General features: G+C 63.1%; 21 protein-coding genes. 7 read left to right on the forward strand and 14 right to left on the reverse strand.

Annotation, left to right across the window (positions count from 1 at the left end; all coding sequences use genetic code 11):
- Both NKI15_RS16370 and NKI15_RS16375 read left to right on the forward strand, forming a co-directional pair.
- A complete protein-coding gene (locus NKI15_RS16370; protein WP_023684871.1) occupies positions 1-615 on the forward strand; it encodes a glutathione S-transferase family protein in 615 nt (204 codons plus the stop codon).
- A 14-nt stretch (positions 616-629) separates the two neighbouring features.
- Positions 630-1,232 carry a demethoxyubiquinone hydroxylase family protein gene (locus tag NKI15_RS16375; protein ID WP_352514087.1) on the forward strand — a complete coding sequence of 201 codons (603 nt, stop codon included), beginning with the start codon at positions 630-632 and terminating at the stop codon, positions 1,230-1,232.
- Between the two features lie 99 nt (positions 1,233-1,331).
- Here NKI15_RS16375 and alaS read toward each other — a convergent pair whose 3' ends face one another.
- Both alaS and recA read right to left on the reverse strand, forming a co-directional pair.
- Positions 1,332-3,998 (reverse strand): alanine--tRNA ligase, encoded by a 2,667-nt coding sequence (alaS, locus tag NKI15_RS16380; protein ID WP_286461055.1) that lies wholly within the window; start codon positions 3,996-3,998, stop codon positions 1,332-1,334.
- A 271-nt stretch (positions 3,999-4,269) separates the two neighbouring features.
- Positions 4,270-5,373, reverse strand: coding sequence for a recombinase RecA (recA, locus tag NKI15_RS16385; RefSeq protein ID WP_023684868.1), 1,104 nt, complete (start codon positions 5,371-5,373; stop codon positions 4,270-4,272).
- A gap of 283 nt (positions 5,374-5,656) precedes the next feature.
- Here recA and NKI15_RS16390 point away from each other — a divergent pair, with 283 nt between their 5' ends.
- Together NKI15_RS16390 and NKI15_RS16395 are read left to right on the forward strand one after the other, a co-directional pair.
- Positions 5,657-6,601, forward strand: a complete 945-nt coding sequence (locus tag NKI15_RS16390; RefSeq protein WP_023684867.1) for a carbohydrate kinase family protein — start codon at positions 5,657-5,659, stop codon at positions 6,599-6,601.
- Positions 6,602-6,671: 70 nt separating this feature from the next.
- Positions 6,672-7,589, forward strand: coding sequence for a pseudouridine-5'-phosphate glycosidase (locus tag NKI15_RS16395; RefSeq protein ID WP_023684866.1), 918 nt, complete (start codon positions 6,672-6,674; stop codon positions 7,587-7,589).
- Positions 7,590-7,792: 203 nt separating this feature from the next.
- Here the strand turns inward: NKI15_RS16395 and NKI15_RS16400 are convergent, their stop codons facing one another.
- Positions 7,793-8,116: a TfoX/Sxy family protein gene (locus tag NKI15_RS16400; RefSeq protein WP_023669120.1), complete on the reverse strand. Its 324-nt coding sequence runs from the start codon at positions 8,114-8,116 to the stop codon at positions 7,793-7,795.
- A gap of 83 nt (positions 8,117-8,199) precedes the next feature.
- Here NKI15_RS16400 and NKI15_RS16405 point away from each other — a divergent pair, with 83 nt between their 5' ends.
- Positions 8,200-8,697: a GFA family protein gene (locus NKI15_RS16405; RefSeq protein ID WP_023669121.1), complete on the forward strand. Its 498-nt coding sequence runs from the start codon at positions 8,200-8,202 to the stop codon at positions 8,695-8,697.
- A 144-nt stretch (positions 8,698-8,841) separates the two neighbouring features.
- On the opposite strand, the gene sufA is transcribed toward NKI15_RS16405, so the two are convergent.
- The 7 genes from sufA to NKI15_RS16440 all read right to left on the reverse strand — a co-directional run bounded on the left by sufA (position 8,842) and on the right by NKI15_RS16440 (position 16,080).
- Positions 8,842-9,222 carry a Fe-S cluster assembly scaffold SufA gene (gene sufA, locus NKI15_RS16410; RefSeq protein ID WP_013532156.1) on the reverse strand — a complete coding sequence of 127 codons (381 nt, stop codon included), beginning with the start codon at positions 9,220-9,222 and terminating at the stop codon, positions 8,842-8,844.
- 105 nt (positions 9,223-9,327) lie between these two features.
- Positions 9,328-9,714 carry an SUF system Fe-S cluster assembly protein gene (locus tag NKI15_RS16415; protein WP_023709315.1) on the reverse strand — a complete coding sequence of 129 codons (387 nt, stop codon included), beginning with the start codon at positions 9,712-9,714 and terminating at the stop codon, positions 9,328-9,330.
- 21 nt (positions 9,715-9,735) lie between these two features.
- Positions 9,736-10,977: a cysteine desulfurase gene (locus tag NKI15_RS16420; protein WP_352514088.1), complete on the reverse strand. Its 1,242-nt coding sequence runs from the start codon at positions 10,975-10,977 to the stop codon at positions 9,736-9,738.
- Positions 10,978-11,114: 137 nt separating this feature from the next.
- Positions 11,115-12,383, reverse strand: coding sequence for a Fe-S cluster assembly protein SufD (gene sufD, locus NKI15_RS16425; protein WP_023806466.1), 1,269 nt, complete (start codon positions 12,381-12,383; stop codon positions 11,115-11,117).
- Between the two features lie 43 nt (positions 12,384-12,426).
- A complete protein-coding gene (sufC, locus tag NKI15_RS16430; RefSeq protein ID WP_023684862.1) occupies positions 12,427-13,182 on the reverse strand; it encodes a Fe-S cluster assembly ATPase SufC in 756 nt (251 codons plus the stop codon).
- Positions 13,183-13,211: 29 nt separating this feature from the next.
- The gene (gene sufB / locus NKI15_RS16435) at positions 13,212-14,729 is read right to left on the reverse strand and encodes a Fe-S cluster assembly protein SufB (RefSeq protein ID WP_023706434.1); all 1,518 of its coding nucleotides are present in this window, start codon (positions 14,727-14,729) and stop codon (positions 13,212-13,214) included.
- Between the two features lie 187 nt (positions 14,730-14,916).
- Positions 14,917-16,080, reverse strand: a complete 1,164-nt coding sequence (locus NKI15_RS16440; protein WP_352514089.1) for a cysteine desulfurase family protein — start codon at positions 16,078-16,080, stop codon at positions 14,917-14,919.
- A gap of 255 nt (positions 16,081-16,335) precedes the next feature.
- On the opposite strand from NKI15_RS16440, the gene NKI15_RS16445 reads away from it, so the two are divergent.
- Positions 16,336-17,010 carry an alpha/beta hydrolase gene (locus tag NKI15_RS16445; RefSeq protein WP_023669128.1) on the forward strand — a complete coding sequence of 225 codons (675 nt, stop codon included), beginning with the start codon at positions 16,336-16,338 and terminating at the stop codon, positions 17,008-17,010.
- 212 nt (positions 17,011-17,222) lie between these two features.
- A complete protein-coding gene (locus NKI15_RS16450) occupies positions 17,223-17,870 on the forward strand; it encodes an FMN-binding negative transcriptional regulator (RefSeq protein WP_352514090.1) in 648 nt (215 codons plus the stop codon).
- Positions 17,871-17,900: 30 nt separating this feature from the next.
- Here NKI15_RS16450 and NKI15_RS16455 read toward each other — a convergent pair whose 3' ends face one another.
- From NKI15_RS16455 to NKI15_RS16470, 4 genes are all read right to left on the reverse strand, one after another.
- Entirely contained in the window at positions 17,901-18,641 is a 741-nt protein-coding gene (locus tag NKI15_RS16455) for a phosphatase PAP2 family protein (protein ID WP_352886369.1), read from the reverse strand.
- A gap of 195 nt (positions 18,642-18,836) precedes the next feature.
- The gene (locus NKI15_RS16460) at positions 18,837-20,480 is read right to left on the reverse strand and encodes an ArnT family glycosyltransferase (RefSeq protein ID WP_352514092.1); all 1,644 of its coding nucleotides are present in this window, start codon (positions 20,478-20,480) and stop codon (positions 18,837-18,839) included.
- A 39-nt stretch (positions 20,481-20,519) separates the two neighbouring features.
- Positions 20,520-20,852: a lipid-A-disaccharide synthase N-terminal domain-containing protein gene (locus NKI15_RS16465; protein WP_023669132.1), complete on the reverse strand. Its 333-nt coding sequence runs from the start codon at positions 20,850-20,852 to the stop codon at positions 20,520-20,522.
- The gene (locus tag NKI15_RS16470) at positions 20,845-21,579 is read right to left on the reverse strand and encodes a glycosyltransferase family 2 protein (protein WP_023690217.1); all 735 of its coding nucleotides are present in this window, start codon (positions 21,577-21,579) and stop codon (positions 20,845-20,847) included. The genes NKI15_RS16465 and NKI15_RS16470 overlap by 8 nt, the downstream gene beginning before the upstream one ends.
- Positions 21,580-21,644: the final 65 nt, after the last annotated feature.

Genomic DNA, 21,644 nt, shown 5'->3' on the forward strand with positions numbered 1-21,644 from the left:
ATGGCCAAGCCGGTCGTCTACGGGGCGGACTACAGCGTCTATGTGCGCATCGTCCGCCTCGTGCTGGCGGAAAAAGGCATCGACTACGACCTTGTGCCGGTCGATGTCTTTGCCGCCGAGGGCACTCCCGCCTGGTACTTCGAGCATCACCCTTTCGGCCGCATTCCGGCCGTCGAGCATGACGGGTTTCGCCTGTTCGAAACCAGCGCAATCGCCCGCTATGTCGACGAGGCGTTCGACGGCCCGGCACTGCAGCCAAAAGACGCCCGCACCCGCGCAACGATGAACCAGATCATCGGCATGCTCGACGCCTATGCCTACAGATCGATGGTCTGGGACGTCGCCGTCGAGCGGCTTGAGAAGGAAGCGCCAGACGAGGCACTGGTCGCCAACGGGCTGCGCCAGGCGGAAACGGTGCTGCGGGTGCTCACCGCACTCAAGCCTCCCGGGCCGTGGCTGCTCGGCGACCAGCTGACGCTGGCCGACCTGCATGCGGCATCCATCATCGCCTATTTCGTCAAGGTCGCCGACGGGCAAAAGCTGCTTGCGGCGTTCGCCGACATCCAGGCCTGGTGGGACGGCATCGCAAAACGTCCGAGCCTGGCGGCGGGCTGATATGGGTTCGGGCCATGGCTGACCCATCTCGCCAGGACGCGCTCACCATCGCCAGAATTGTCAGGGTCAACCACGCCGGTGAGTTCGGTGCGATCAGGATCTATTCGGCGCAGATTCTTGTCGCCAGGCGCTTCTGGCCGGATTGCGTGCCATCCTTGTCGGAGATGCTCGGGCACGAGCGCACGCATTGCGCCGCCTTCCGTGCCGCCATGCCGGCGCGGAAGGCGCGACCGTGCCGGGTGATGCAATTCTGGAGCTGGGGTGGCTGGCTGCTGGGTTCTGTCACCGCCCTGCTCGGTCCGCAAGGCATCTGGGCCTGCACGGCGGCGGTTGAAGCGGCGGTGCATCGCCATCTGGACGATCAGCTGTTTTTCCTCGCCAATCGCGACCACGACTTGCAAGGTCTCATCCTGGCGATCCGCGAGGAAGAGCTCGCCCATCTCCATCACGCCGAAGAGCAGCTGAAATCGCCCGGCCCGGCGCTGAACTTTTTACGGTCGCTGATTTCGATCGCCACGGACGTGCTGATCTGGCTGTCCACCTGGGGCGATTCCAGCAGAATGACGCGCGCCCTGAAGGCGGCGAAAAGAACTAGACTAGCTAGACGGACCGTCTAAGAGCTGATTGCCGGCTTGCCACTATCAGCCACAGAATGGCAAGCACGGCGGCGAAGGCCGGAAAGCCGCACACGAACCAGATACGACATAGGGTGGCTTTCAGGCTGCCTCCAGCGCCGCCCTCACCGCGGCGATCGCATCATTGGCCTTCGAGGCGTCCGGACCGCCGGCTTGCGCCATGTCGGGCCGTCCGCCGCCGCCCTGCCCGCCCAATGCGGCCGAGGCAACGCGCACCAGATCGACAGCGCTGAAGCGGCCGACGAGATCGTCCGTCACGGCGACCACGACGCTTGCCTTGTTGTCTTCGCCCGCACCGACGAAGACGACGACGCCGGAGCCGAGCGATGTCTTGCCGGCATCGGCCAGCGGCTTCAAATCCTTCGGCGACACGCCGGAAACCGCTTTGCCGAGGAAGCCGATACCGGCGACGGTTTCGGTGGTGGCCGGAGCATCGGCCGCGGCACCACCGCCCAGCGCGAGTTTCTTGCGCGCTTCGCTCAGCTCCTTCTCGAGCTTCTTGCGCTCCTCGAGCAGCGTCTCGACACGCGCCGGCACGTCGGCCGGCGAGATCTTCAGCACGGCCGCAGTTGCCTTCAGGCGCCTGTCCTGCTCATCGAGATGTTTGCGCGCGGCTTCGCCGGTCAGCGCCTCGATGCGGCGCACGCCGGCGGCGACCGCGCTGTCGGAGACGACACGGACCAGGCCGATATCGCCGGTCGCCCGGACATGGGTGCCGCCACAAAGTTCGACGGAATAGGGTCTATTGGCCTTGGCGCCATGCACGCCGGTGCCCATCGAGACGACACGCACCTCGTCACCATATTTCTCGCCGAACAGCGCCATGGCGCCCTCGGCAATGGCGTCATCGACCGACATCAGGCGCGTCGTCACCGGGCTGTTCTGGACGACGATTTCGTTGGCCATGCGCTCGACCTCTTCGAGATCTTCGGCCGAGATCGGCTTGTTGTGCGAGATGTCGAAGCGCAGGCGCTCGGGCGCGACCAGCGAACCTTTCTGCGCGACATGGGTGCCCAGCACCTCGCGCAGCGCCTCATGGATCAGATGCGTTGCCGAATGGTTGGCACGCAGCCGGGTGCGGCGCGCATGGTCAACCTTCAGCTCGACGGCTGCACCTGGCTTGACCGTGCCGTTCGTCACCTTGCCCAGATGCACGAACAGGCCGTCGGCCTTTTTCTGCGTGTCGGAAACCTCGATCGAGAAACCTTCGCCGGAGATGATGCCGGTGTCGCCCATCTGGCCGCCCGACTCGCCATAGAACGGCGTCTGGTTGACGACCACCGCCACCGCGTCGCCCTTGCCGGCGCTATCGACTGTCTTGCCGTCCTTGACCAGGGCCTGGATGAGGCCTTCCGCCTGTTCGGTCTCGTAGCCGAGGAATTCGGTGGCGCCGGCCTTCTCGCGTACAGAAAACCAGATGGTCTCGGTGGCCGCGTCGCCGGAGCCAGCCCAATGCTTGCGCGCTTCGGCCTTCTGCTGCTCCATCGCATGGGTGAAGCCGGCAAGGTCGACCGAGATGTTGCGCTGGCGCAGTGCGTCCTGCGTCAGATCGAGCGGGAAGCCGTACGTGTCATAGAGCTTGAACGCCGTCTCGCCATCCAGCATATCGCCGGCGTGCAGCGTATCTGTCGCCTCCGAGAGCAGGCCGAGGCCGCGCACCAGCGTCTTGCGGAACCTGGTCTCCTCGAGCTTCAGCGTCTCGGTAATCAGCTGTTCGCCGCGCAGCAGTTCGGGATAGGCCTGGCCCATCTCACGCACTAGCGCCGGCACCAGCTTCCACATCAACGGCTCCTTGGCGCCGAGCAACTGCGCATGGCGCATGGCGCGGCGCATGATGCGGCGCAGCACATAGCCGCGGCCTTCGTTCGACGGCAGCACGCCGTCGGCAACCAGGAAGGAGGACGAGCGCAGATGATCGGCAATGACGCGGAAGGAGGCGACCGTCTCCTTGTCCGGGCCCTGCCCGAGCGCTGACGAGGCCGCATCGATCAGATGACGGAACAGGTCGGTCTCGAAGACGCTCTCCACCCCTTGCAGGATGGACGCCATGCGCTCCAGGCCCATGCCGGTGTCGATCGACGGCCGCGGCAGGTCGATGCGCTCATCCTTGGTGACCTGCTCATATTGCATGAACACCAGGTTCCAGAATTCAAGGAAGCGGTCGCCATCCTCCTCCGGGCTGCCGGGAGGGCCGCCCCAGATGTGCTCGCCACGGTCGATGAAGATTTCCGAGCACGGCCCGCACGGTCCGGTGTCGCCCATAGCCCAGAAATTGTCGGAGGTCGGGATGCGGATGATGCGGTCATCGGAGAAACCGGCGATCTTCTTCCAGAAGCCGGCCGCCTCGTCATCGGTGTGATAGACGGTGACCAGCAGCTTGTCCTTGTTCAGCCCGAACTCCTTGGTGATCAGGTTCCAGGCCAGTTCGATGGCGCGCTCCTTGAAATAGTCGCCGAAGGAGAAATTGCCGAGCATTTCGAAGAAGGTCAGATGGCGCGCGGTGTAGCCGACATTGTCGAGGTCGTTGTGCTTGCCGCCGGCGCGCACGCTTTTCTGCGCAGTGGTGGCGCGCGAATAGGACCGCTTCTCCAGGCCGGTGAAGACGTTCTTGAACTGCACCATGCCGGCATTGGTGAACATCAGCGTCGGGTCGTTGCGCGGCACCAGCGGGCTCGAGGCCACGACCTCGTGGCCCTCCTTGCGGAAATAGTCGAGGAATGTCGACCGGATCTCGTTCACGCCACTCATGAGTGCTGCCTTTTCGCGAAAACCGCCGGCACGGCCGGCGGACACTGGTCTCTGCTTTTTAGAAGATTGACTTGGCCTTTTAGCGGGCACGCCCCACCCTGTCCAGAAACACGGAATTGGGCCAATCCGGCAACTGCCAAGCCGGCTTCACGCTGCCCAAAAACGAAAACCGCCGGCGCGAAGGCCGGCGGTTTGAAACGCAATACTAAAGAACTCGGTTACTTAAGCATCGGATAATAGACTGGATTTATGGCCGAACTCTGGCCGTGCCCTACATGGCGCCGGATTCTTCCTCGAAGCCGTCGTCGCTTTCGCCGCGCTCGGGGCCACCATTTTCAAGAAATTTCTCGGCGATCAGCCCGGCATTCTGCCGCAGCGCAAGTTCGATCTCACGCGCCGTGTCGGGATTGTCGCGCAGGAACAGTTTGGCGTTTTCGCGACCTTGGCCGAGACGCTGCGAATTGTAGGAGAACCAGGCGCCGGACTTCTCGACCACGCCGGCCTTGACGCCGAGATCGACCAGTTCGCCGGTCTTGGAGACGCCCTCGCCATACATGATGTCGAACTCGACCACCTTGAAGGGCGGCGCCAGCTTGTTCTTGACCACCTTGACCCGGGTCTGGTTGCCGACGACCTCGTCGCGGTCCTTGACCGAGCCGATGCGGCGGATGTCGAGGCGCACCGAAGCGTAGAATTTCAGCGCGTTGCCGCCGGTCGTGGTTTCCGGCGAACCGAACATGACGCCGATCTTCATGCGGATCTGGTTGATGAAGATGACCATGGTGTTGGAGCGCGAGATCGAGGCGGTCAGCTTGCGCAGCGCCTGGCTCATCAGACGAGCCTGGAGACCGGGCAGCGAATCGCCCATCTCGCCCTCGATTTCAGCGCGCGGCGTCAGGGCGGCCACCGAATCGACCACCAGAACGTCGATGGCGCCGGAACGCACCAGCGTGTCGCAGATTTCCAGTGCCTGCTCGCCGGTGTCCGGCTGCGAGATCAAGAGGTTTTCCAGATCGACGCCGAGCTTGCGGGCATAGACCGGGTCGAGCGCATGCTCGGCATCGACGAAGGCGCAGATACCGCCCTTCTTCTGGGCTTCGGCAACTGTGTGCAGCGCCAGTGTCGTCTTGCCCGAGCTTTCCGGCCCGTAGATCTCGACAATGCGGCCGCGCGGCAGGCCACCGACGCCAAGCGCGATGTCGAGGCCAAGCGATCCGGTCGGCACGGTTTCAATCTCGACGACCTGCTCGTTGGCGCCCAGCCGCATGATCGAGCCCTTGCCGAAGGCGCGCTCGATTTGCGACAGCGCCGCGTCCAGAGCCTTTGATTTGTCCACCGCTTTGTCCTCTACAAGCCGCAAAGTATTCTGAGCCATGATACATCACCCCTTGGTCGTCAATGAAGGCCGGACAATCCGTAATCCCTGCCCTATTTGTACCTTTTTTGTTCTCGTTTGGCAAGAGGGGTCAAATATCTGAAAAGCAATCTTTATCCGGATTTGTTCTTTTTTTGTCTCATGGTTTCGTTTCCGGATGTATCCACCATTGGGCCAGGCGCTCCGGCGGTTTGGCTCCGCCCGAATCGCTGGCTTGCTTGCGAAGCTCCGTCGCACAGCCTAGCGCTTGTCTGGTTCGAATAACAAAGGTCATATCGCCTACATGGTGAAATCAGCAAAAATACTGGCGGTGGGCGGCGCCCATATCGACCGGCGCGGTCAGGTGTCCGGTGCTTACGTGCCGGCGGCGTCCAACCCCGGCACGATGCGCGAGGATGTCGGCGGCGGCGTCTTCAACGCGCTGCGCAGCCTCGTGCGGCGCGGCGTCTCGGCCTCGCTTTTGTCGGTGCGCGGCGGCGATGCCTCGGCCGAGACGGTTGCGCGCGCCATCACTGAGGCCGGCATTGCCGATCTGTCGGCGGTGTTCCTCGACCGCACCACGCCGAGCTACACGGCGCTGATCGATCGCGACGGCGAGCTGATCACCGGCTTTGCCGATATGGCGCTCTACGATTTGGCGTTCCCCAAGCAGATCCGCCGCTCCAAGGTGCGCGAGGTGGTCGCCGAGGCCGATGCGGTGCTCTGCGACGCCAATCTGCCATCAACGGCGCTGGAGCGGCTGGTGGGGCTCGCCGCCGGCAAGCCGGTGTTCGCCATCGCCATTTCGCCGGCCAAGGTGGTGCGGCTGATACCGGTGCTGAAGGAACTCGCGCAGGTCTTCATGAACCGGCGCGAGGCCATGGTGCTGGCCGGCGTCGATGCCAATGCCACCGAGCGCGAGACCGTCGACGGACTGCGCTGCAGCGGCCTCACCAGTGGCGTGGTGACGGCGGGCGACGGCCCGGTGCTGGGATTCGACGAAGCCGGCGCCTTCTCTATCCTGCCGCCGGCGCCGAGAAAAGTCGCCGACGTCACCGGCGCCGGCGACGCGCTGGCCGGCGCCACCATCGCTGCCCTGCTGCGCGGCCTGCCCCTGCGCCAGGCATTGCGCGAGGGCGTTGCCGCCGCCACGCTGGCCATTGAAAGCGCCGACGCGGTTCCGGCCTTCACGATTGCGACCTTCACCGAGGCACTGGCTCTTGTGCCCGACGCGCAGGAAATGGCATGAGGGCGGCCAATTGCCATTGCCGGAGCGCGACGTCCAAGCGGACGCGCGGATCTCCGGATCGGAGACCATCATGACACCGCAAAGCGCCCGCCCCTTCATCGACCTCCACGCGCCCGTGGCCGAGGCGCTCGCCGCTGGCCGCCCCGTCGTGGCGCTGGAAAGCACCATCATCACCCATGGCATGCCTTACCCCGACAATGGCGCCATGGCCGCCAATGTCGAAAAGATAATCCTGGACAATGGCGCGGTGCCGGCGACGATCGCCGTGGTCGCCGGCCGCATCAAGATCGGGCTTTCCGACGGCGAGCGCGAGTCGCTGGCGATGACCGGCGACGCCATGAAGCTGTCGCGCGCCGATCTCGGCTTTGCGGTGGCGCAAGGCCGCACCGGCGGCACCACGGTCGCCGCCACCATGATCGCGGCCGACATGGTCGGGATAAAGGTGTTCGCCACCGGCGGCATTGGCGGCGTCCACAAGGGCGCGGAAAAAAGCTTCGACATCTCGGCCGATCTCGACGAGTTGGCGCGCACCCCGGTCATCGTCGTCTCGGCCGGCGCCAAGGCGATCCTCGACATCGAAAAGACCCTGGAAGTGCTGGAGACGCGCGGCGTGCCGGTGATTGGCCATGGCTGCGAGACGATGCCGGCCTTCTGGTCGCGGCATTCGCCGTTCCGCGCGCCGCTGACCCTGCACAGACCGGAAGAGATCGCGCATTTCTACAAGACCAGGGCGGCACTTGGCCTGGTCGGCGGCACGCTGATCGCCAACCCGGTGCCGCAGGACGATGAAATCCCGGCCGACGAGATGGCCGGCTATATCGAGGCCGCGCAGAAGGCGGCGGAAGTGCAGAATGTGACCGGAAAGGCGGTGACGCCGTTCCTGTTGGGCAAAATCCTCGAACTGACCGGCGGCCGGAGCTTGAAGACCAACATCGCGCTGGTCGAGAACAATGCGCGGCTGGCGGCGAGGATTGCCAAGGCGCTGTAGGATCGCCTACGTCGGCGGGACAGCACCCCCCTCTGGCCTGCCGGCCATCTCCCCCGCAAGGAGGGAGATTAACAGCTTAGCCGCAGGCTCCCATTTTCAACGATGGTGATTGGCGAAGGCCAATGTGACAACTGATCTCCCCCCTTGCGGGGGAGATGTCCGGCAGGACAGAGGGGGGTGGGAAGAAACGCGACGGTCCCGGTTCACTTCCCCGCCCGCCGCCCCGCCTCATACGCCCGGCGCGCCCACACCCTCATCTCGTCAGGATCATCAAACGCGTCGTCGGGAATGCTCCAGTACGGCATCGCGACCAGCTTGCCGTGGCGGGTGCCGGTATAGGTCCATTGCTTGCAGCCGGCGGCTTCGAAGTCGGGCGCGCTTTGCTCGTCAGCCTTGAGCAGCAATTCGCCGCGCAGCACGATAGCGACGATGACGCCGTCGAAATAGATACCCTTGCCGCCGAACAGTTTTCGGATACTGACCGGGCCGAGGCCTTCGAACAGCTCTTCGATGCGTTCATTGTCCATGCCGCAATCATGTCACCGGGCTTGCCATGGCTGCAACCAAAAACCATGCTGGCAAGTTGAGAGCCATCCGTCGGAGTTTTGTCATGCCGCTGCTGCTCAAGGGATCCTGCCGCTGCGATGCCGTCCATTTCGAGGTGGAGAGCAACACGCCGGTGCCGTTCATGCTGTGCTACTGCTCGATCTGCCGCAAGCAGCAGGGCGGCGGCGGCTTCGCCATCAATCTCGGCGCCGATTACAAGACGCTGAAAATCAAGGGCAAGCGCAATCTCGGCGTCTACCAGGCCGAGATCGCGGACGACGAGCATCCAAAGTGTGAGATTTCGACGGGCGAGCGCAATTTCTGCAAGAAGTGCGGTTCGGCGCTCTGGCTCTACGATCCGACATGGCCGGACCTGGTCCACCCCTTCGCCTCGGCAATCGACAGCGAGTTGCCGAAGCCGCCGGAGAAGGTGCATCTGATGTTGAAATACAAGGCGAGTTGGGTCGAGCCGGTGATCGGCAAGAAGGACAATGCGTTCGACGTCTATCCCGAGGAATCGATCGCCGACTGGCACAAGCGGACGAAGATGTGGGTGAAGTGAGGACTCGGAGCGCGACTTCCGATGGTTAGCGCTGCCCCTCACCCGGCCCTTCGGGCCGTTCGTCATTCGAAAAGCCAAGCAATTGGCTTTTCGCCCGCTGCGCGGACCATTCCTCACCTCCCCGTGAACGGGGCGAAGGAAAGATCAGGCGGAAGCGCGCGCTTCAGCCAGCGCCTTCAGGTCGGCGGGCTTCAGTTCGACGGATTCGCCGCAGCCGCAGGCCGAACTCTGGTTCGGGTTGTGGAAGGTGAAGCCGGTGCGTAGCGTCGTCTGCTCGAAATCCATCTCGGTGCCGAACAGGAAAAGCGCAGCCTCGGGCGCGACATAGACATGCGCGCCGTCGCGCTCGATATGGTCGTCCTTGGTGTTGGGCTCGGTCACCAGGTCGACCGTGTATTCCATGCCGGCGCAGCCGCCCTTCTTGATGCCGAGGCGAATGCCATGCGCATTGTCGCGCGTAGCGACGATCTCGCGCACCCGGTCGGCTGCCTTTTCGGTCATCGTGATGACGGCGAAGCGTCCCATTCTTTTTCCTCTTCCATTCCATGCAGGTTCAAGGCCTGCCGAATGATTCCTCACCTAAAATGGTGAAGTTTTACCACTGGTGCAAGTGCACCAACCTCAGTCAACCTAGTACCAGCCCACCGCCACCTGCGCCTCTTCCGACATGCGGTCGGGCGACCAGGGCGGGTCGAAGGTCATGTTGACCTCGACGCCGGAGACGCCTTCGACGGCGCCGACGGCGTTTTCCACCCAGCCGGGCATTTCGCCGGCCACCGGACAGCCGGGCGCGGTCAGCGTCATGTCGATCTTGACCGCGCGGTTGTCCTCGATGTCGATCTTGTAGATGAGGCCGAGCTCATAGATGTCGGCCGGTATTTCCGGGTCATAGACCGTCTTCAGCGCCGAGACGATGTCGTCGGTCAGCCGCGCCAGTTCGTCGGCGGGAATGGCCGAGGCGGAAACCAGCGGATTGATGGCTGCTTCCGGCGCGGTGGTGTGGCTCGCATCATCCATGGTCGTCATCCAAAGAACCTGTCACCCGAAGAACTTGCGCGCTTTTTCCAGCGCATCGGCCAAAGCGTCGACTTCGGCCCTGGTATTATACATGCCGAACGATGCCCTGCATGTGGAGGTTACGCCAAAGCGTTTCAACAGCGGCTGGGCGCAATGGGTGCCCGCGCGGACGGCAACACCTTGCCTGTCTATCACCATCGACACGTCATGGGCATGAATGCCCTGCAACTCGAAGGAAATGATGGCGCCCTTGTCCGGCGCGTCGCCGAAGATGCGCAGCGAGTTGATGGCGCGCAGCCGCTCGTGCGCGTAGGTCTTGAGGTCGGCCTCGTGCGCGGCGATGCGCTCGCGGCCGATCTTTTCCATGTATTCCAATGCTGCGCCCAGCCCGATCGCCTGGACGATCGGCGGCGTGCCGGCCTCGAAGCGGTGCGGCGGCTCGTTGTAGGTGACGACGTCTTCCGCCACTTCCTCGATCATCTCGCCGCCGCCCATGAAAGGGCGCATGGCCGAGAGAATATCCTTCTTGCCGTAAAGCACGCCGATGCCGGACGGCCCGTAAACCTTGTGACCGGTGAAGACGAAGAAATCGCAGTCGAGGTCCTGGACGTCGATCGGCATGTGCACGGCGCTCTGGCTGCCGTCGACCAGCACCGGAATGCCGCGTGCATGGGCGATGCGCACGATTTCCTTGATCGGCGTCACCGTGCCCAGCGCATTCGACATCTGGGTGATGGCGACGAGCTTGGTCTTGTCGGTCAGGCGCTTTTCGAAGTCCTCGATGTGGAAGACACCGAGATCGTCGACCGGCACCCACACCAGCTTGGCGCCCTGCCGCTCGCGGATGAAATGCCACGGCACGATGTTGGAGTGATGCTCCATGATCGACAGCACGATCTCGTCGCCCTCGCCGATGTTGGGCATGCCATAGCCGTAAGCAACCGTGTTGATCGCGGCTGTCGTGTTCGACGTGAAGATGATGTTGTCGGTGCTCGGCGCGTTGAGGAAGCGGCGCACCGCCTCGCGCGCCTTTTCGTACGCGTCGGTCGCGGCATTGGACAGGAAATGCAGGCCGCGATGGACGTTGGCGTATTCCTGGGAATAGGCGTGCTGGATCGTATCCAGCACCACCTGCGGCTTCTGCGCCGAGGCGCCATTGTCGAGATAGACCAGCGGTTTGCCGTAGACTTCGCGCGACAGGATCGGGAAGTCGCGGCGGATCGCCTCGACGTCGTATGGGGTGGTTTCGATCTTCTGGTCCATTACAAGCTCTCTTGAGGCACCGCCTCACTTCGTCACGCACCCCTCATCCGACCGAGCTTCGCTCGGCCATCGCCCGGGGCGAGTCACTTGCCTCGCCCGTCCTTCGGACCCCACAAGGGGAGAAGGGAAAGAGGCGCTTACCCGTGCGCCACAAACCAGTCGTCGAGCCTTGTTTCCAGGGCCTCGACGATGGTTTCGTCGTCCAGTTCCTCGATCACTTCGGCGACGAACGCCTTGACCAGCAGGCCGCGGGCGCTCTTCTCGTCGATGCCGCGCGCCATCAGATAGAACAGATGGTTGTGGTCGATCTCGGTGACGGTCGCGCCATGGCCACAGATGACGTCATCGGCGAAGATTTCGAGCTCCGGCTTGGTCGAGAACTCGCCATCATCCGACAGAAGCAGCGTGTTGCAGGCCATCTTGGCGTTGGTCTTCTGCGCGTATTGGTGGACGTTGATGCGGCCCTGGAAGACGCCGCGCGCCTTGCCGGTCACGACATTGCGGATTACTTCCGTCGACGTCGTATGCGGCACGGCATGGTCGAGCACCATGGTCACGTCGGTATGGGTGTCGCCGGCGAGCAGGTTGATGCCGCGCAATTTGAAGTCGGCGCCTTCGCCCGTGGTCTTCACCACGATCTCCTGGCGCACAAGCTTGCCGCCGGCATTCATGAAAAACAGTGTCAGTTTCGAATTCTTGCCGAGATGCGCCTTGAACTGCGCCAGATGGGTGGCCGTCTCCGGCTGTTCCTGAATGATCAGCCAGGTCACCTCGGCGCCTTCGTCCAGCACCAGCTGGCTGACGGAGCTGGCCAGAGCCGCGCCCTCGCCCGCCTGACGCTCGACGATCGCAGCCTTGGCGCCGGCGCCGACACGCACGGGAAAGCGCACATGGGTCTGTCCGCCGGCTTGCAGGTTCTGCAATTCGATCGGCTTCTCCAGTGCTGCGCCATCGGCGACGTCGACGAAATAGCCGTCGGCGACGAAAGCAGTGTTCAGCGCGCCGATGGCGTCATCGCTGCCATAGGGGTCGAGGCCGGGCGCAATCGAGCCATCGGTCAGCTTTTCCGACAGGCGCTGGACGGTCACGCCTTCGATGGCAGGGAATTTCGCAATCGAGACGCCGTTCAGAACTGCCAGCACGGCGGAACCTTCGACGATGGGCGCCAGCCCCTTGGCGGCGGCCGTCGGATCGAACGCCGGCACCGCAGTCAACAGCCGGCGCAGGTCAGTGTAATGCCAGGATTCGATGCGCCGCGTCGGCAGCCCGTGCTTGATCGCCTCAATGGCGTCGTCGCGCTTCAGCATCACCGCGCCGTCGCCCGGCAGCAGCGACAGCCGCTCGCCGAAAGCGTCGATCAACGCCGTTTCGGCCTGTGTGCGCTGGGGTTGTGTATGCATATTCATCAGTTTTGCCCCGCCTTTCAGCATAAAATGGCCTTCTGGCATCTCACGCGGCTTCGCCGATCACGCCGGCATAGCCATTGGCTTCGAGATCGAGCGCCAGCGACTTGTCGCCGGACTTGATCACCTGGCCCTTGTACAGGACGTGCACGCTGTCGGGCACGATGTGCTCGAGCAGGCGCTGGTAGTGGGTGATGACTATGATGGCACGGTCGGGCGAACGCAGCGCGTTGACGCCGTCCGAGACGATCTTCAGCGCGTCGATGTCGAGGCCGGAATCGGTCTCGTCGAGCACGCAGAGCTTCGGTTCCAACAGCTTCATCTGCAGGATCTCGGCCCGCTTCTTCTCGCCGCCGGAGAAGCCGACATTGAGCGGCCGCTTCAGCATCGCCATGTCCATCGAGAGCGAGGCTGCCGCCTCTTTCACCCGCTTCAAAAATTCCGGAATTTTTAGCGGCTCCTCGCCGCGCGCCTTGCGCTGCTCGTTCATCGCCACCTTCAGGAATTCCATGGTCGCGACACCAGGTATCTCCATCGGATACTGGAAGGCGAGGAAGATGCCCGCGGTGGCGCGCTCGGCCGGGTCCATTTCGAGAATCGACTGGCCATTATAGAGGATATCGCCTTCGGTGACCTCATAGTCCTCGCGGCCGGCGAGGATGTAGGACAGCGTCGATTTGCCCGAGCCGTTCGGGCCCATGATGGCGGCGACCTCGCCGTTTTTCACCGTCAGGTTCAGGCCGCGGATGATCTCGGTGCCGTCATCGACGATGCGGGCATGCAGATTCTTGATCTCAAGCATTTTTTCTTTCCTGGATATATATTGTCCGGTCAGCCGACCGAGCCCTCGAGGCTGATGCCGATAAGCTTCTGCGCTTCGACCGCGAACTCCATCGGCAGCTGCTGGATGACATCCTTGACGAAGCCGTTGACGATCAGCGCGATCGCCTCTTCCTCGGGAATGCCGCGCTGCATGACGTAGAATTTCTGGTCCTCGGAAATCTTCGACGTCGTCGCTTCGTGCTCGAACTGCGCCGTCGAATTCTTGGCTTCCATGTAGGGCACGGTGTGCGCGCCGCACTGGTCGCCGATCAGGAGACTATCGCAATTGGTGAAGTTGCGGGCGTTGGTCGCCTTGCGGTGCGCCGAAACCTGGCCGCGATAGGTGTTCTGCGAGAAGCCGGCGGCGATGCCCTTGGAGATGATGCGGCTCGACGTGTTCTTGCCGAGATGGATCATCTTGGTGCCGCTGTCGACCTGCTGGTAGCCGTTCGACACGGCGATCGAATAGAACTCGCCGGAGGAATCGTCGCCGCGCAGGATGCAGCTCGGATATTTCCAGGTGATCGCCGAACCGGTCTCGACCTGTGTCCACGAGATCTTCGAACGGTGGCCGCGGCAGTCGCCGCGCTTGGTGACGAAATTGTAGATGCCGCCCTTGCCCTCGGCATCGCCGGGGTACCAGTTCTGCACCGTCGAATATTTGATCTCGGCATCGTCGAGCGCCACCAGTTCGACGACGGCGGCATGCAGCTGGTTCTCGTCGCGCTGCGGCGCCGTGCAGCCTTCGAGATAGGAGACGTAAGCCCCCTCCTCGGCGATGATCAGCGTGCGCTCGAACTGGCCGGTGTTCTTCTCGTTCATGCGGAAATAGGTCGACAGCTCCATCGGGCAGCGCACGCCCTTGGGCACGAAGACGAACGAGCCGTCGGTGAAGACAGCCGAATTCAGCGTGGCGTAGAAATTGTCGGATGTCGGCACGACCGAGCCGAGATATTTCTGCACCAGCTCCGGATGCTCGCGGATGGCTTCCGAGATCGAGCAGAAGATGACGCCGGCCTGCGCCAGTTCCTTCTTGAACGTGGTGACGACGGAAACGGAATCAAACACCGCGTCGACGGCGACACGGCCCGATTTGTAGACGTTGTCGCTGGGCTCCTCGAGATCGGAGACGTCGGTTTTCTGCACGCCGGCGAGGATTTCTTGTTCCCGCAGCGGAATGCCGAGCTTCTCGTAGACCTTCAACAGCTCGGGATCGACGTCGCTCAGCGAGGTCGGGCCGGGCGTGCTCTTGGGCGCCGCGTAGTAATAGAGGTCCTGAAAATCGATCTTCGGATAATGGACGCGCGCCCAGGTCGGCTCTTCCAGCGTCAGCCAGCGCCGATAGGCTTCCAGACGCCATTCCAGCATCCAGGACGGTTCATCCTTCTTGGCCGAGATGAAGCGAATAATGTCTTCGCTCAGGCCCTTGGGGGCCTTGTCCATCGCGATCTCTGTCTGGAATCCGTATTTGTACTGGTCGACGTCGATCTTTCGGACCCGATCGATCGTGTCCTGCACAGCAGGCATAAGCGTTCTCCATCCACGCCGGGGTCAAGGCCCGACAGTTTTCAAACTATGGCATCGCCGAGGGCTGCCCATGAGGCGCCGAAGGCGGCGTAAGTTTCATATAGTGCGTCTCGGCCGGGAATTCACCCGGCCACTTGCAAACGCACGGCTCTACCAGGCCGCGAGGCCTGAATTCTTTGTCGCCGCCTCAGGCGGCTTGTTCCCTGCCCGCCCGGCGCTGGGCAATACCGGCCAGCGCAGCACGGAACAGTTCGATATCCCCGGCACTCGTTGCGTGGCCGATGGACACGCGCAAAGCGCCCAGGCTGTCGCCGTAACCCATGGCTTTCAGCACATGGCTCGGCCCGACCTTGCCCGACGAACAGGCCGATCCCGCCGACAGCGCAACGCCAGCCAGATCGAAAGCGATCTGCGCCGTCTCGGCCTTGATGCCGGGAATAGCGAAGAATGTCGTATTGGCAAGCCTTGGCGCGCCGGTTCCGAAGATTTCTGCGTCCGGCACCAGTGTTTTGAGTGTTTTCTCGACCTCGCCGCGGCGTTGCGCGATCGCTTCGACGTCTTTCAGTCCAGCCAAAGCCTGCCGCGCCGCGGCGCCAAAGCCGGCGATGGCCGCCAGGTTTTCGGTGCCGCCGCGATGGCCCTTTTCCTGGCCGCCGCCATTGATCAGCGGCTTCGGCATCATCAGATCGGCTGCCGCAACGACGGCGCCGACACCCTTGGGGCCGCCGATCTTGTGCGAAGACAGAATCAAATAGTCGGCGTAAGCCGCTGACATATCGATGGGAACACGGCCCGCAGCCTGCACCGCGTCGACCACCAGAACGCCGCCCGCCGCCTTGACGATCGCGGCGATGCGATCAATCGGCTGGATGACGCCGGTCTCGTTGTTGGCCGCATGGATCGCGACCAACGGCAGGCCTTCGGCCTTGTCATGCGCGGCCAGAGCGGCTGTCAGCTGAGCGAGGTCAGCGATGCCATCGGCGTCGACGCCGATCCGCGAAACCTGTGTTGCCGGGAAGCGGCCGCCGTTCAACAGGCAAGGGTGGTCGGCCTCGCAGACATAGAGCTGGCTCATGCGCACCGTGCCACGGCCCATCCGCCAATCCGGTGTCAGCAGCGTCGATGCGGCTTCCGTCGCGCCGGAGGTGAAGACGACATGCTCGGCCTTGGCGCCGACAAGTGCCGCCACATCGCGCCGGGCAGTGTCGATCAGGCGCCGCGCCGCGCGCCCCTCGGCATGCACCGACGACGGATTGGCGACGAGATCGAGCGCGGCAATCATCGCCTCGCGCGCCTCGGCAATGAGCGGCGCGCTGGCATTGTAGTCGAGATAGGCGCGTGCTGCGGCCATTTTCACCCAATCGATCCCGTCAAGACCCTTTCCGCAAGGATAGCGCGTTATTTCCTTGAAATTGCAAGGCAAGACGTCCTATTTACGCGGCTTGCGGCGAGGATGGCCGGGCCGTCACGGCTGGCTATCCAGTTTTGAACAATTCTAAACTAGCTTCTAAGAAGACGCTTGCCCTGCGTCAAGGCCCGGAAGGGCTGGGGCTGGAGTAAGAATTGTTCCGGGCGCCGCGCATTCGTATGCCATTTGGAGTATTTCATGCCTGAGGTCATTTTCACCGGTCCGGCCGGCCGCCTGGAGGGCCGCTACCAGCCTTCCAAGGAGAAGAGCGCGCCGATTGCCATCGTGTTGCATCCGCATCCGCAATTCGGCGGCACGATGAACAACAAGATCGTCTATGACCTCTTCTACATGTTCCAGAAGCGCGATTTCACCACGCTTCGCTTCAACTTCCGCGGCATCGGCCGCAGCCAGGGCGAATTCGACCACGGTACCGGCGAATTGTCGGATGCCGCCGCAGCGCTCGACTGGGTGCAGTCGCTGCATCCGGATTCCAAGAGCTGCTGGGTGGCCGGTTATTCCTTCGGCTCCTGGATCGGCATGCAGCTTCTGATGCGCCGGCCCGAGATCGAGGGCTTCATCTCGATCGCGCCGCAGCCCAACACCTATGATTTCTCGTTCCTGGCGCCCTGCCCGTCATCGGGTCTGATCATCCATGGCGATGCCGACAAGGTGGCGCCGCCCAAGGATGTGCAGGGCCTGGTCGACAAGCTGCACACGCAAAAGGGCATCACCATCACGCAGAAGACCTTGCCAGGCGCCAACCACTTCTTCGCCAACGACGCCGATCTGCTGCTCGAGGAATGCGCCGACTATCTCGACCGACGGCTGGCCGGCGAATTGTCCGATCCGCGGCCGAAGCGGCTGCGCTAAGAGCAATTCCAGGAAAAGTGTAAACGGGTTTTCCGTCCGGAATTGCGTCAAAACAAAAACTCCCGGTCCGATGCCGTCACAGTCGTGCCCATCCTGGGCGCGACAATGCCATTTCGGCTGATCCAAACGGTGAAGCCAGCCTGACATGTGGCGCGGCTCGGCTGAACGGTGCACAATGCCGGTTCAGCCAGCGCAAGAAGGCATGACCGATCATGTACCAGCCTCCCCATTTCCAGGAAACGCGGCCGGACGTCCTGCACGGGCTGATCCGGACGCATCCGCTGGGGTTGCTGATCTCCAACGGCACCGATGGCCCGGTCGCCAATGCCATTCCTTTCCTGCTTGATGCAGAGGTTCGGCCGAATGGCCGGCTGCGCGCCCATCTGGCCAGGGCCAACCCGCAATGGCGTCAGCTGGCCGACGATCCGACATCGCCGGTGCTGGTCGTCTTCCAGGGCGCCGACGCCTATGTGACGCCGTCCTGGTACGAGACCAAGCGCGAGACGGGCAAGGTCGTGCCGACCTGGAACTACGCCATTGTCCAGGTGCGAGGAACCGTCAGAGTGATCGAGGATTCCGCCTGGATCGCACAGCAGATCACCGAGCTGACGCTGTCGCAGGAAGGCGCCCGCGAGGCACCCTGGGCGGTGACCGATGCGCCGCCGACCTTCATCCAGTCGCAAATCAAGGGCATTGTCGGGCTTGAGATCGAGATCGCCGAAATCAGCGGCAAGTGGAAAGTCAGCCAGAACCGGCCTGTCGCCGACCGCGTCGGTGTCGCCGAAGGGCTGGAGAAGGACGCCGCCGGCGCGCCTGACATGGCTCGGCTGGTGCGGAGCTGGGGTGGCATCGACAGCTAGCTGGGGTGGTCTTAGATGGTTCCAAAGGCGTCAGCAATTCAGTTGCTTGCCGGCGCTGCTCCAATGCGGAAATTCGTCTTGTCTCGGCGCATCGTTTTGGTTTGGTTTGCGAGCCCGACGGAATAGGCGGAACGTAGTTTTTGCCACCGGCAACCCCGACGCCGTGTAGCGAAAGATACATCCCAGCCGGCCAAGCACCATCGCGCAGACGATGGCAACAGCACAGCCAAGGCCGAAGCCGGCGACAGTGTCGCTCGGATAGTGCGCGCCGATAAAGATCCGGGTCGATGCGACCGACAAGGTTGCAGCCAGCAGCACCCATCTGCGCTGGGGCAACAACAGCAGCGCAATGCCGAAAATGACACCCATGGTCGTGGCATGGCCGGATGGGAAGCTGGCAAAGCGCGCCTCCATGGAAAAAGGATGCAGCGACAGATCGCCGAGCTTGTCGAAATTCATTGGCCTGGCTCTGCCCACGCCATATTTCAGCACGTTGACGACCATGGCCGAGAGTGCGATCGAACCCAGCACCATGAAAGCAAAGCAGGTCCAGTTGTAGAAGGTCATCCGCGCGCGCCGGGAAAGGCTGCGCCAATCCGCCAGATTCGCCGCAATCAGCACCAGTACCGACGGGACAAGATACCAGCCGCCGAGGCCGAAGAAGGTAAAAAACTCGGCGATGCGGAAGACATTGGTCGAGCCTAAAGCCCACTGCCTCGCCATGGTGCCCGCAAGATGGTCGAAACGGAGCGACACCGCGACCGTCAGCAAAAGCCAGGCCACGACCCAGACCGACCACAGGATTTTCGGGTAGCGCGCCGGGCGCGTCGCCAGGCGATGCCGTACAATCCCGAAAGTATCGCGGAAATTATCGACAGACTGCCGGAGCATGGCAGGCATAGCGGCACGCGCCGGTGATGGCGACTTCGTCAACATGCGGAGCTCGAAGCGATCATCGAAGAGATATCAGTTCGCCACACGGTACAGGCCGAGCGACAATTTATCACCTGACGAATAGTTGATGCCGTCGATCTCGGCGACGCGGCTGGCCTTCTTGCCTTGCCCTGCCAGCAGGTCATCCAGCCGTTTTTCATCGCCGACCGGCGCCAGGCCCAAAGCGCAGGCCGGATCGCCAAGCAGATGTTGCGCAACCCCATCGACATCGGTCAGTACCGTCTTTGTGCCCACCAGAAATACCAGGCTCGGTTCGTGATATTGCGCGGAGGCGAGCACGCTCATCTCACAGGGACGATCGGCGCGAACCGCCGCCTCGATTTCCCGACTCATCCAAATCGGTTTCAGTGACGGCACGATGACACCGAACAGCAGGGCGTAGGTTATACCGGCGCAAACCGCAGCCCCGCCGATGCGGACCAGCGGCACCAGCGTCTGGCGCGAAACAGCGAGGTAGCCGGCGCCCAATGCTGCCGCGGCGGCCGGAACGCTCCACCATAAAAATGTCTTCATGAGATAGATCGGCGCACCGACGCAAAGCACGGCGAGACCGACTGTCACCAGGACGGTGCCGAATGCGGTCGCCCACCACAGCCATGTCTGCCAGCGCCTGAGCGGCGCATTTGCCTCTTGCGGCGTCAGCGTCAAAAGCCAGCCAATGAGCAGGGCCATGCCGGGATAGGCCGGCAGCACATAATGCGGCAGTTTCGTCGGGATCAATTCGAAGACGAGCCAGAACGGAACGTACCAGGCGAGGCAGAAACGCAGGCGCGGATCGTCGCGCAATCGGTTGAGCGCCTGCAGTCCGGCGCCGAGCGCCACAAGGCCGAACGGCCACATGAACAAGCAATAGGTCAGCACGTAGAAGCCCGGCGGAACGCCGTGCGACTCCTCGCCTTGCGCGACCTTGCCGAGCATATCCTTGCCGACGGCCTGCTGCAGGAAGGCGCCGTTGCTCTTCCAAGTGATGAGGGCGAGCCAAGGCAGCACGATCAACAGCACCAGAATCAGCCCACGCCCGGCTTTCAGCCTCGCCAGCCAGCGCCAGTCGCGCTCGAAAGCAACCAGCGTGAGCACCGTCAGCGCCGACAGCAGCGGTGCAATCGGCCCCTTGATGAGGATAGCCGCGCCCTGCGCAGCCCAGAAAATCCACGGCAGATGGCCGGCGACAGGCTCGTTGCGGCGCGATGCCAGATAAATCTGCGCCAGCGCGCCTTGCGCCAGAACGCAGCAGGCAAGCAGCATCGCGTCGGTCTTGGCGTCACGGCCTTCGAAGGCGGTGGCGAAAATCGCCGCCATGACCAGGCCGGCGGCAAGACCGGCATTGGCGCCGAACAGATTGGCCCCGGTCCAGGCGATTGCGACGACGGCGATGGCGATGCCCAGCGCCGAGACCAGCCGGTAAATCCAGATCGGCGCCTGTGCCCCCTGGCCGCTCAGCGTCACCGCCGCCGATTGCAGCCAGTAGATGCCGATCGGCTTTTGGTAGCGCGACGCGTCCTGGAAGCGGATGTCGACATAGTCGCCGGTCTCCGTCATCTGCTTGGTCGCCTGGACGAAGCGCGGCTCGTCGCGGTCGAGCGGCGGCAAAGAGGCCAGTCCCGACGCCGTCATCATCAGGCTGAACAGGAAGAGAAAGATGTAGTTCCTGCTCATTTCGACACCGGACAGACTGAATTTGGCGGGACTGGTGGCTCAGTCGACCTTGGTCATCGCCGCCTTGCGCTCATTGGCGATGAGCCATAAATTTCTGACATAGATCACCATGCCCATGGCCTGGCCGGCGATGAACACCGGATCCTCACGCTGGATGGCGTAGACGAGCAGCAGCCCGCCGCCGAACAGCGAGAAGAACCAGAAAGCGATCGGCACGACGCTGCGCTTGGCCTTTTCCGAAGCGATCCACTGCACCAGGAAGCGCATGGTGAAGAAGAACTGGGCAACGAAGCCGAGCAGAACCCAGGCGTCGAACTGCTTGACGAAAACCTGGTGCAGCCAGGTCGCCAATTCCTGAAACACGTTAGCCATGCGTGATTTCCTCTACCTTTGGCATTCTGCGGCGCCGGCGCCGAAGCCACCAGACGCCGGCGAGATCGAGCGCGCCCTGCAGGCCGCGATCGAAGATGCCGTAATTCGACTTGCCGTGGCGGCGCGAGCGGTCGACGACGTCGCAATGGACGACGCGGTAGCCTTCCTGGATGACCAGGGCCGGAACGAAACGATGCGTGCCGTCGAAGAACGGCAGTTTGCGCAGGATATCGGTGTGGATCGCCTTCAGGCCGCAGCCGGTGTCGCGGGTGTCGTCATGCAGGATCGCGCCGCGCAGCCAGTTGGCGAAACGCGATGCCAATTGCTTGATCTTGCTGTCGCGGCGCTTCAACCGCTGCCCCTGCGCGGCGCCGAAATCGGGCCCTGCCCGACGCAGCGCATCGACCAGCACGGGGATATATTGCGGGTCGTTCTGGCCGTCGCCGTCGATGGTGGCGATTATCGAGCCGCGCGCCGCCCAGGCGCCCGAGCGCACCGAAAGCGACTGGCCGGCGGATTTTTCGTGCCGAAGCTGCCGAAGCGGAAACGGACGTTTGGCGGCTTCAGCGGCAAGCACCGAAGCGGTGTCGTCAGTCGAACCGTCATTGACAACGATGATTTCGAAGTCGCGCCCGGTCATCGCCGCCTCGATCTCGTCGATCAGCAGCGGCAGGTTCGCCGCCTCGTTGCGGCAGGGAATGACGATGGATATCAATGCGTCCGGCATATCGCGTCGGGCTCTGTCACAAGATATGGCATTCGGTGGATGCCGTGCGGTGCCGTTCCAGCGGA

The organism is Mesorhizobium sp. M0862 (genome assembly GCF_040319795.1).
Classification (GTDB): Bacteria; Pseudomonadota; Alphaproteobacteria; order Rhizobiales; family Rhizobiaceae; genus Mesorhizobium.

Coding starts and splice junctions, on each gene's coding strand:
- NKI15_RS16470 (WP_023690217.1), bottom strand. CDS start 21,579: ATGCCGGACGCATTGATATCCATCGTCATTCCCTGCCGCAACGAGGCG.
- NKI15_RS16395 (WP_023684866.1), top strand. CDS start 6,672: ATGACACCGCAAAGCGCCCGCCCCTTCATCGACCTCCACGCGCCCGTG.
- NKI15_RS16460 (WP_352514092.1), bottom strand. CDS start 20,480: ATGAGCAGGAACTACATCTTTCTCTTCCTGTTCAGCCTGATGATGACG.
- sufA (WP_013532156.1), bottom strand. CDS start 9,222: ATGGGACGCTTCGCCGTCATCACGATGACCGAAAAGGCAGCCGACCGG.
- NKI15_RS16445 (WP_023669128.1), top strand. CDS start 16,336: ATGCCTGAGGTCATTTTCACCGGTCCGGCCGGCCGCCTGGAGGGCCGC.
- sufC (WP_023684862.1), bottom strand. CDS start 13,182: ATGCTTGAGATCAAGAATCTGCATGCCCGCATCGTCGATGACGGCACC.
- recA (WP_023684868.1), bottom strand. CDS start 5,373: ATGGCTCAGAATACTTTGCGGCTTGTAGAGGACAAAGCGGTGGACAAA.
- NKI15_RS16375 (WP_352514087.1), top strand. CDS start 630: ATGGCTGACCCATCTCGCCAGGACGCGCTCACCATCGCCAGAATTGTC.
- NKI15_RS16440 (WP_352514089.1), bottom strand. CDS start 16,080: ATGGCCGCAGCACGCGCCTATCTCGACTACAATGCCAGCGCGCCGCTC.
- alaS (WP_286461055.1), bottom strand. CDS start 3,998: ATGAGTGGCGTGAACGAGATCCGGTCGACATTCCTCGACTATTTCCGC.
- NKI15_RS16370 (WP_023684871.1), top strand. CDS start 1: ATGGCCAAGCCGGTCGTCTACGGGGCGGACTACAGCGTCTATGTGCGC.
- NKI15_RS16465 (WP_023669132.1), bottom strand. CDS start 20,852: ATGGCTAACGTGTTTCAGGAATTGGCGACCTGGCTGCACCAGGTTTTC.
- NKI15_RS16420 (WP_352514088.1), bottom strand. CDS start 10,977: ATGGACCAGAAGATCGAAACCACCCCATACGACGTCGAGGCGATCCGC.
- NKI15_RS16405 (WP_023669121.1), top strand. CDS start 8,200: ATGCCGCTGCTGCTCAAGGGATCCTGCCGCTGCGATGCCGTCCATTTC.
- sufB (WP_023706434.1), bottom strand. CDS start 14,729: ATGCCTGCTGTGCAGGACACGATCGATCGGGTCCGAAAGATCGACGTC.
- NKI15_RS16450 (WP_352514090.1), top strand. CDS start 17,223: ATGTACCAGCCTCCCCATTTCCAGGAAACGCGGCCGGACGTCCTGCAC.
- sufD (WP_023806466.1), bottom strand. CDS start 12,383: ATGAATATGCATACACAACCCCAGCGCACACAGGCCGAAACGGCGTTG.
- NKI15_RS16415 (WP_023709315.1), bottom strand. CDS start 9,714: ATGGATGATGCGAGCCACACCACCGCGCCGGAAGCAGCCATCAATCCG.
- NKI15_RS16390 (WP_023684867.1), top strand. CDS start 5,657: ATGGTGAAATCAGCAAAAATACTGGCGGTGGGCGGCGCCCATATCGAC.
- NKI15_RS16400 (WP_023669120.1), bottom strand. CDS start 8,116: ATGGACAATGAACGCATCGAAGAGCTGTTCGAAGGCCTCGGCCCGGTC.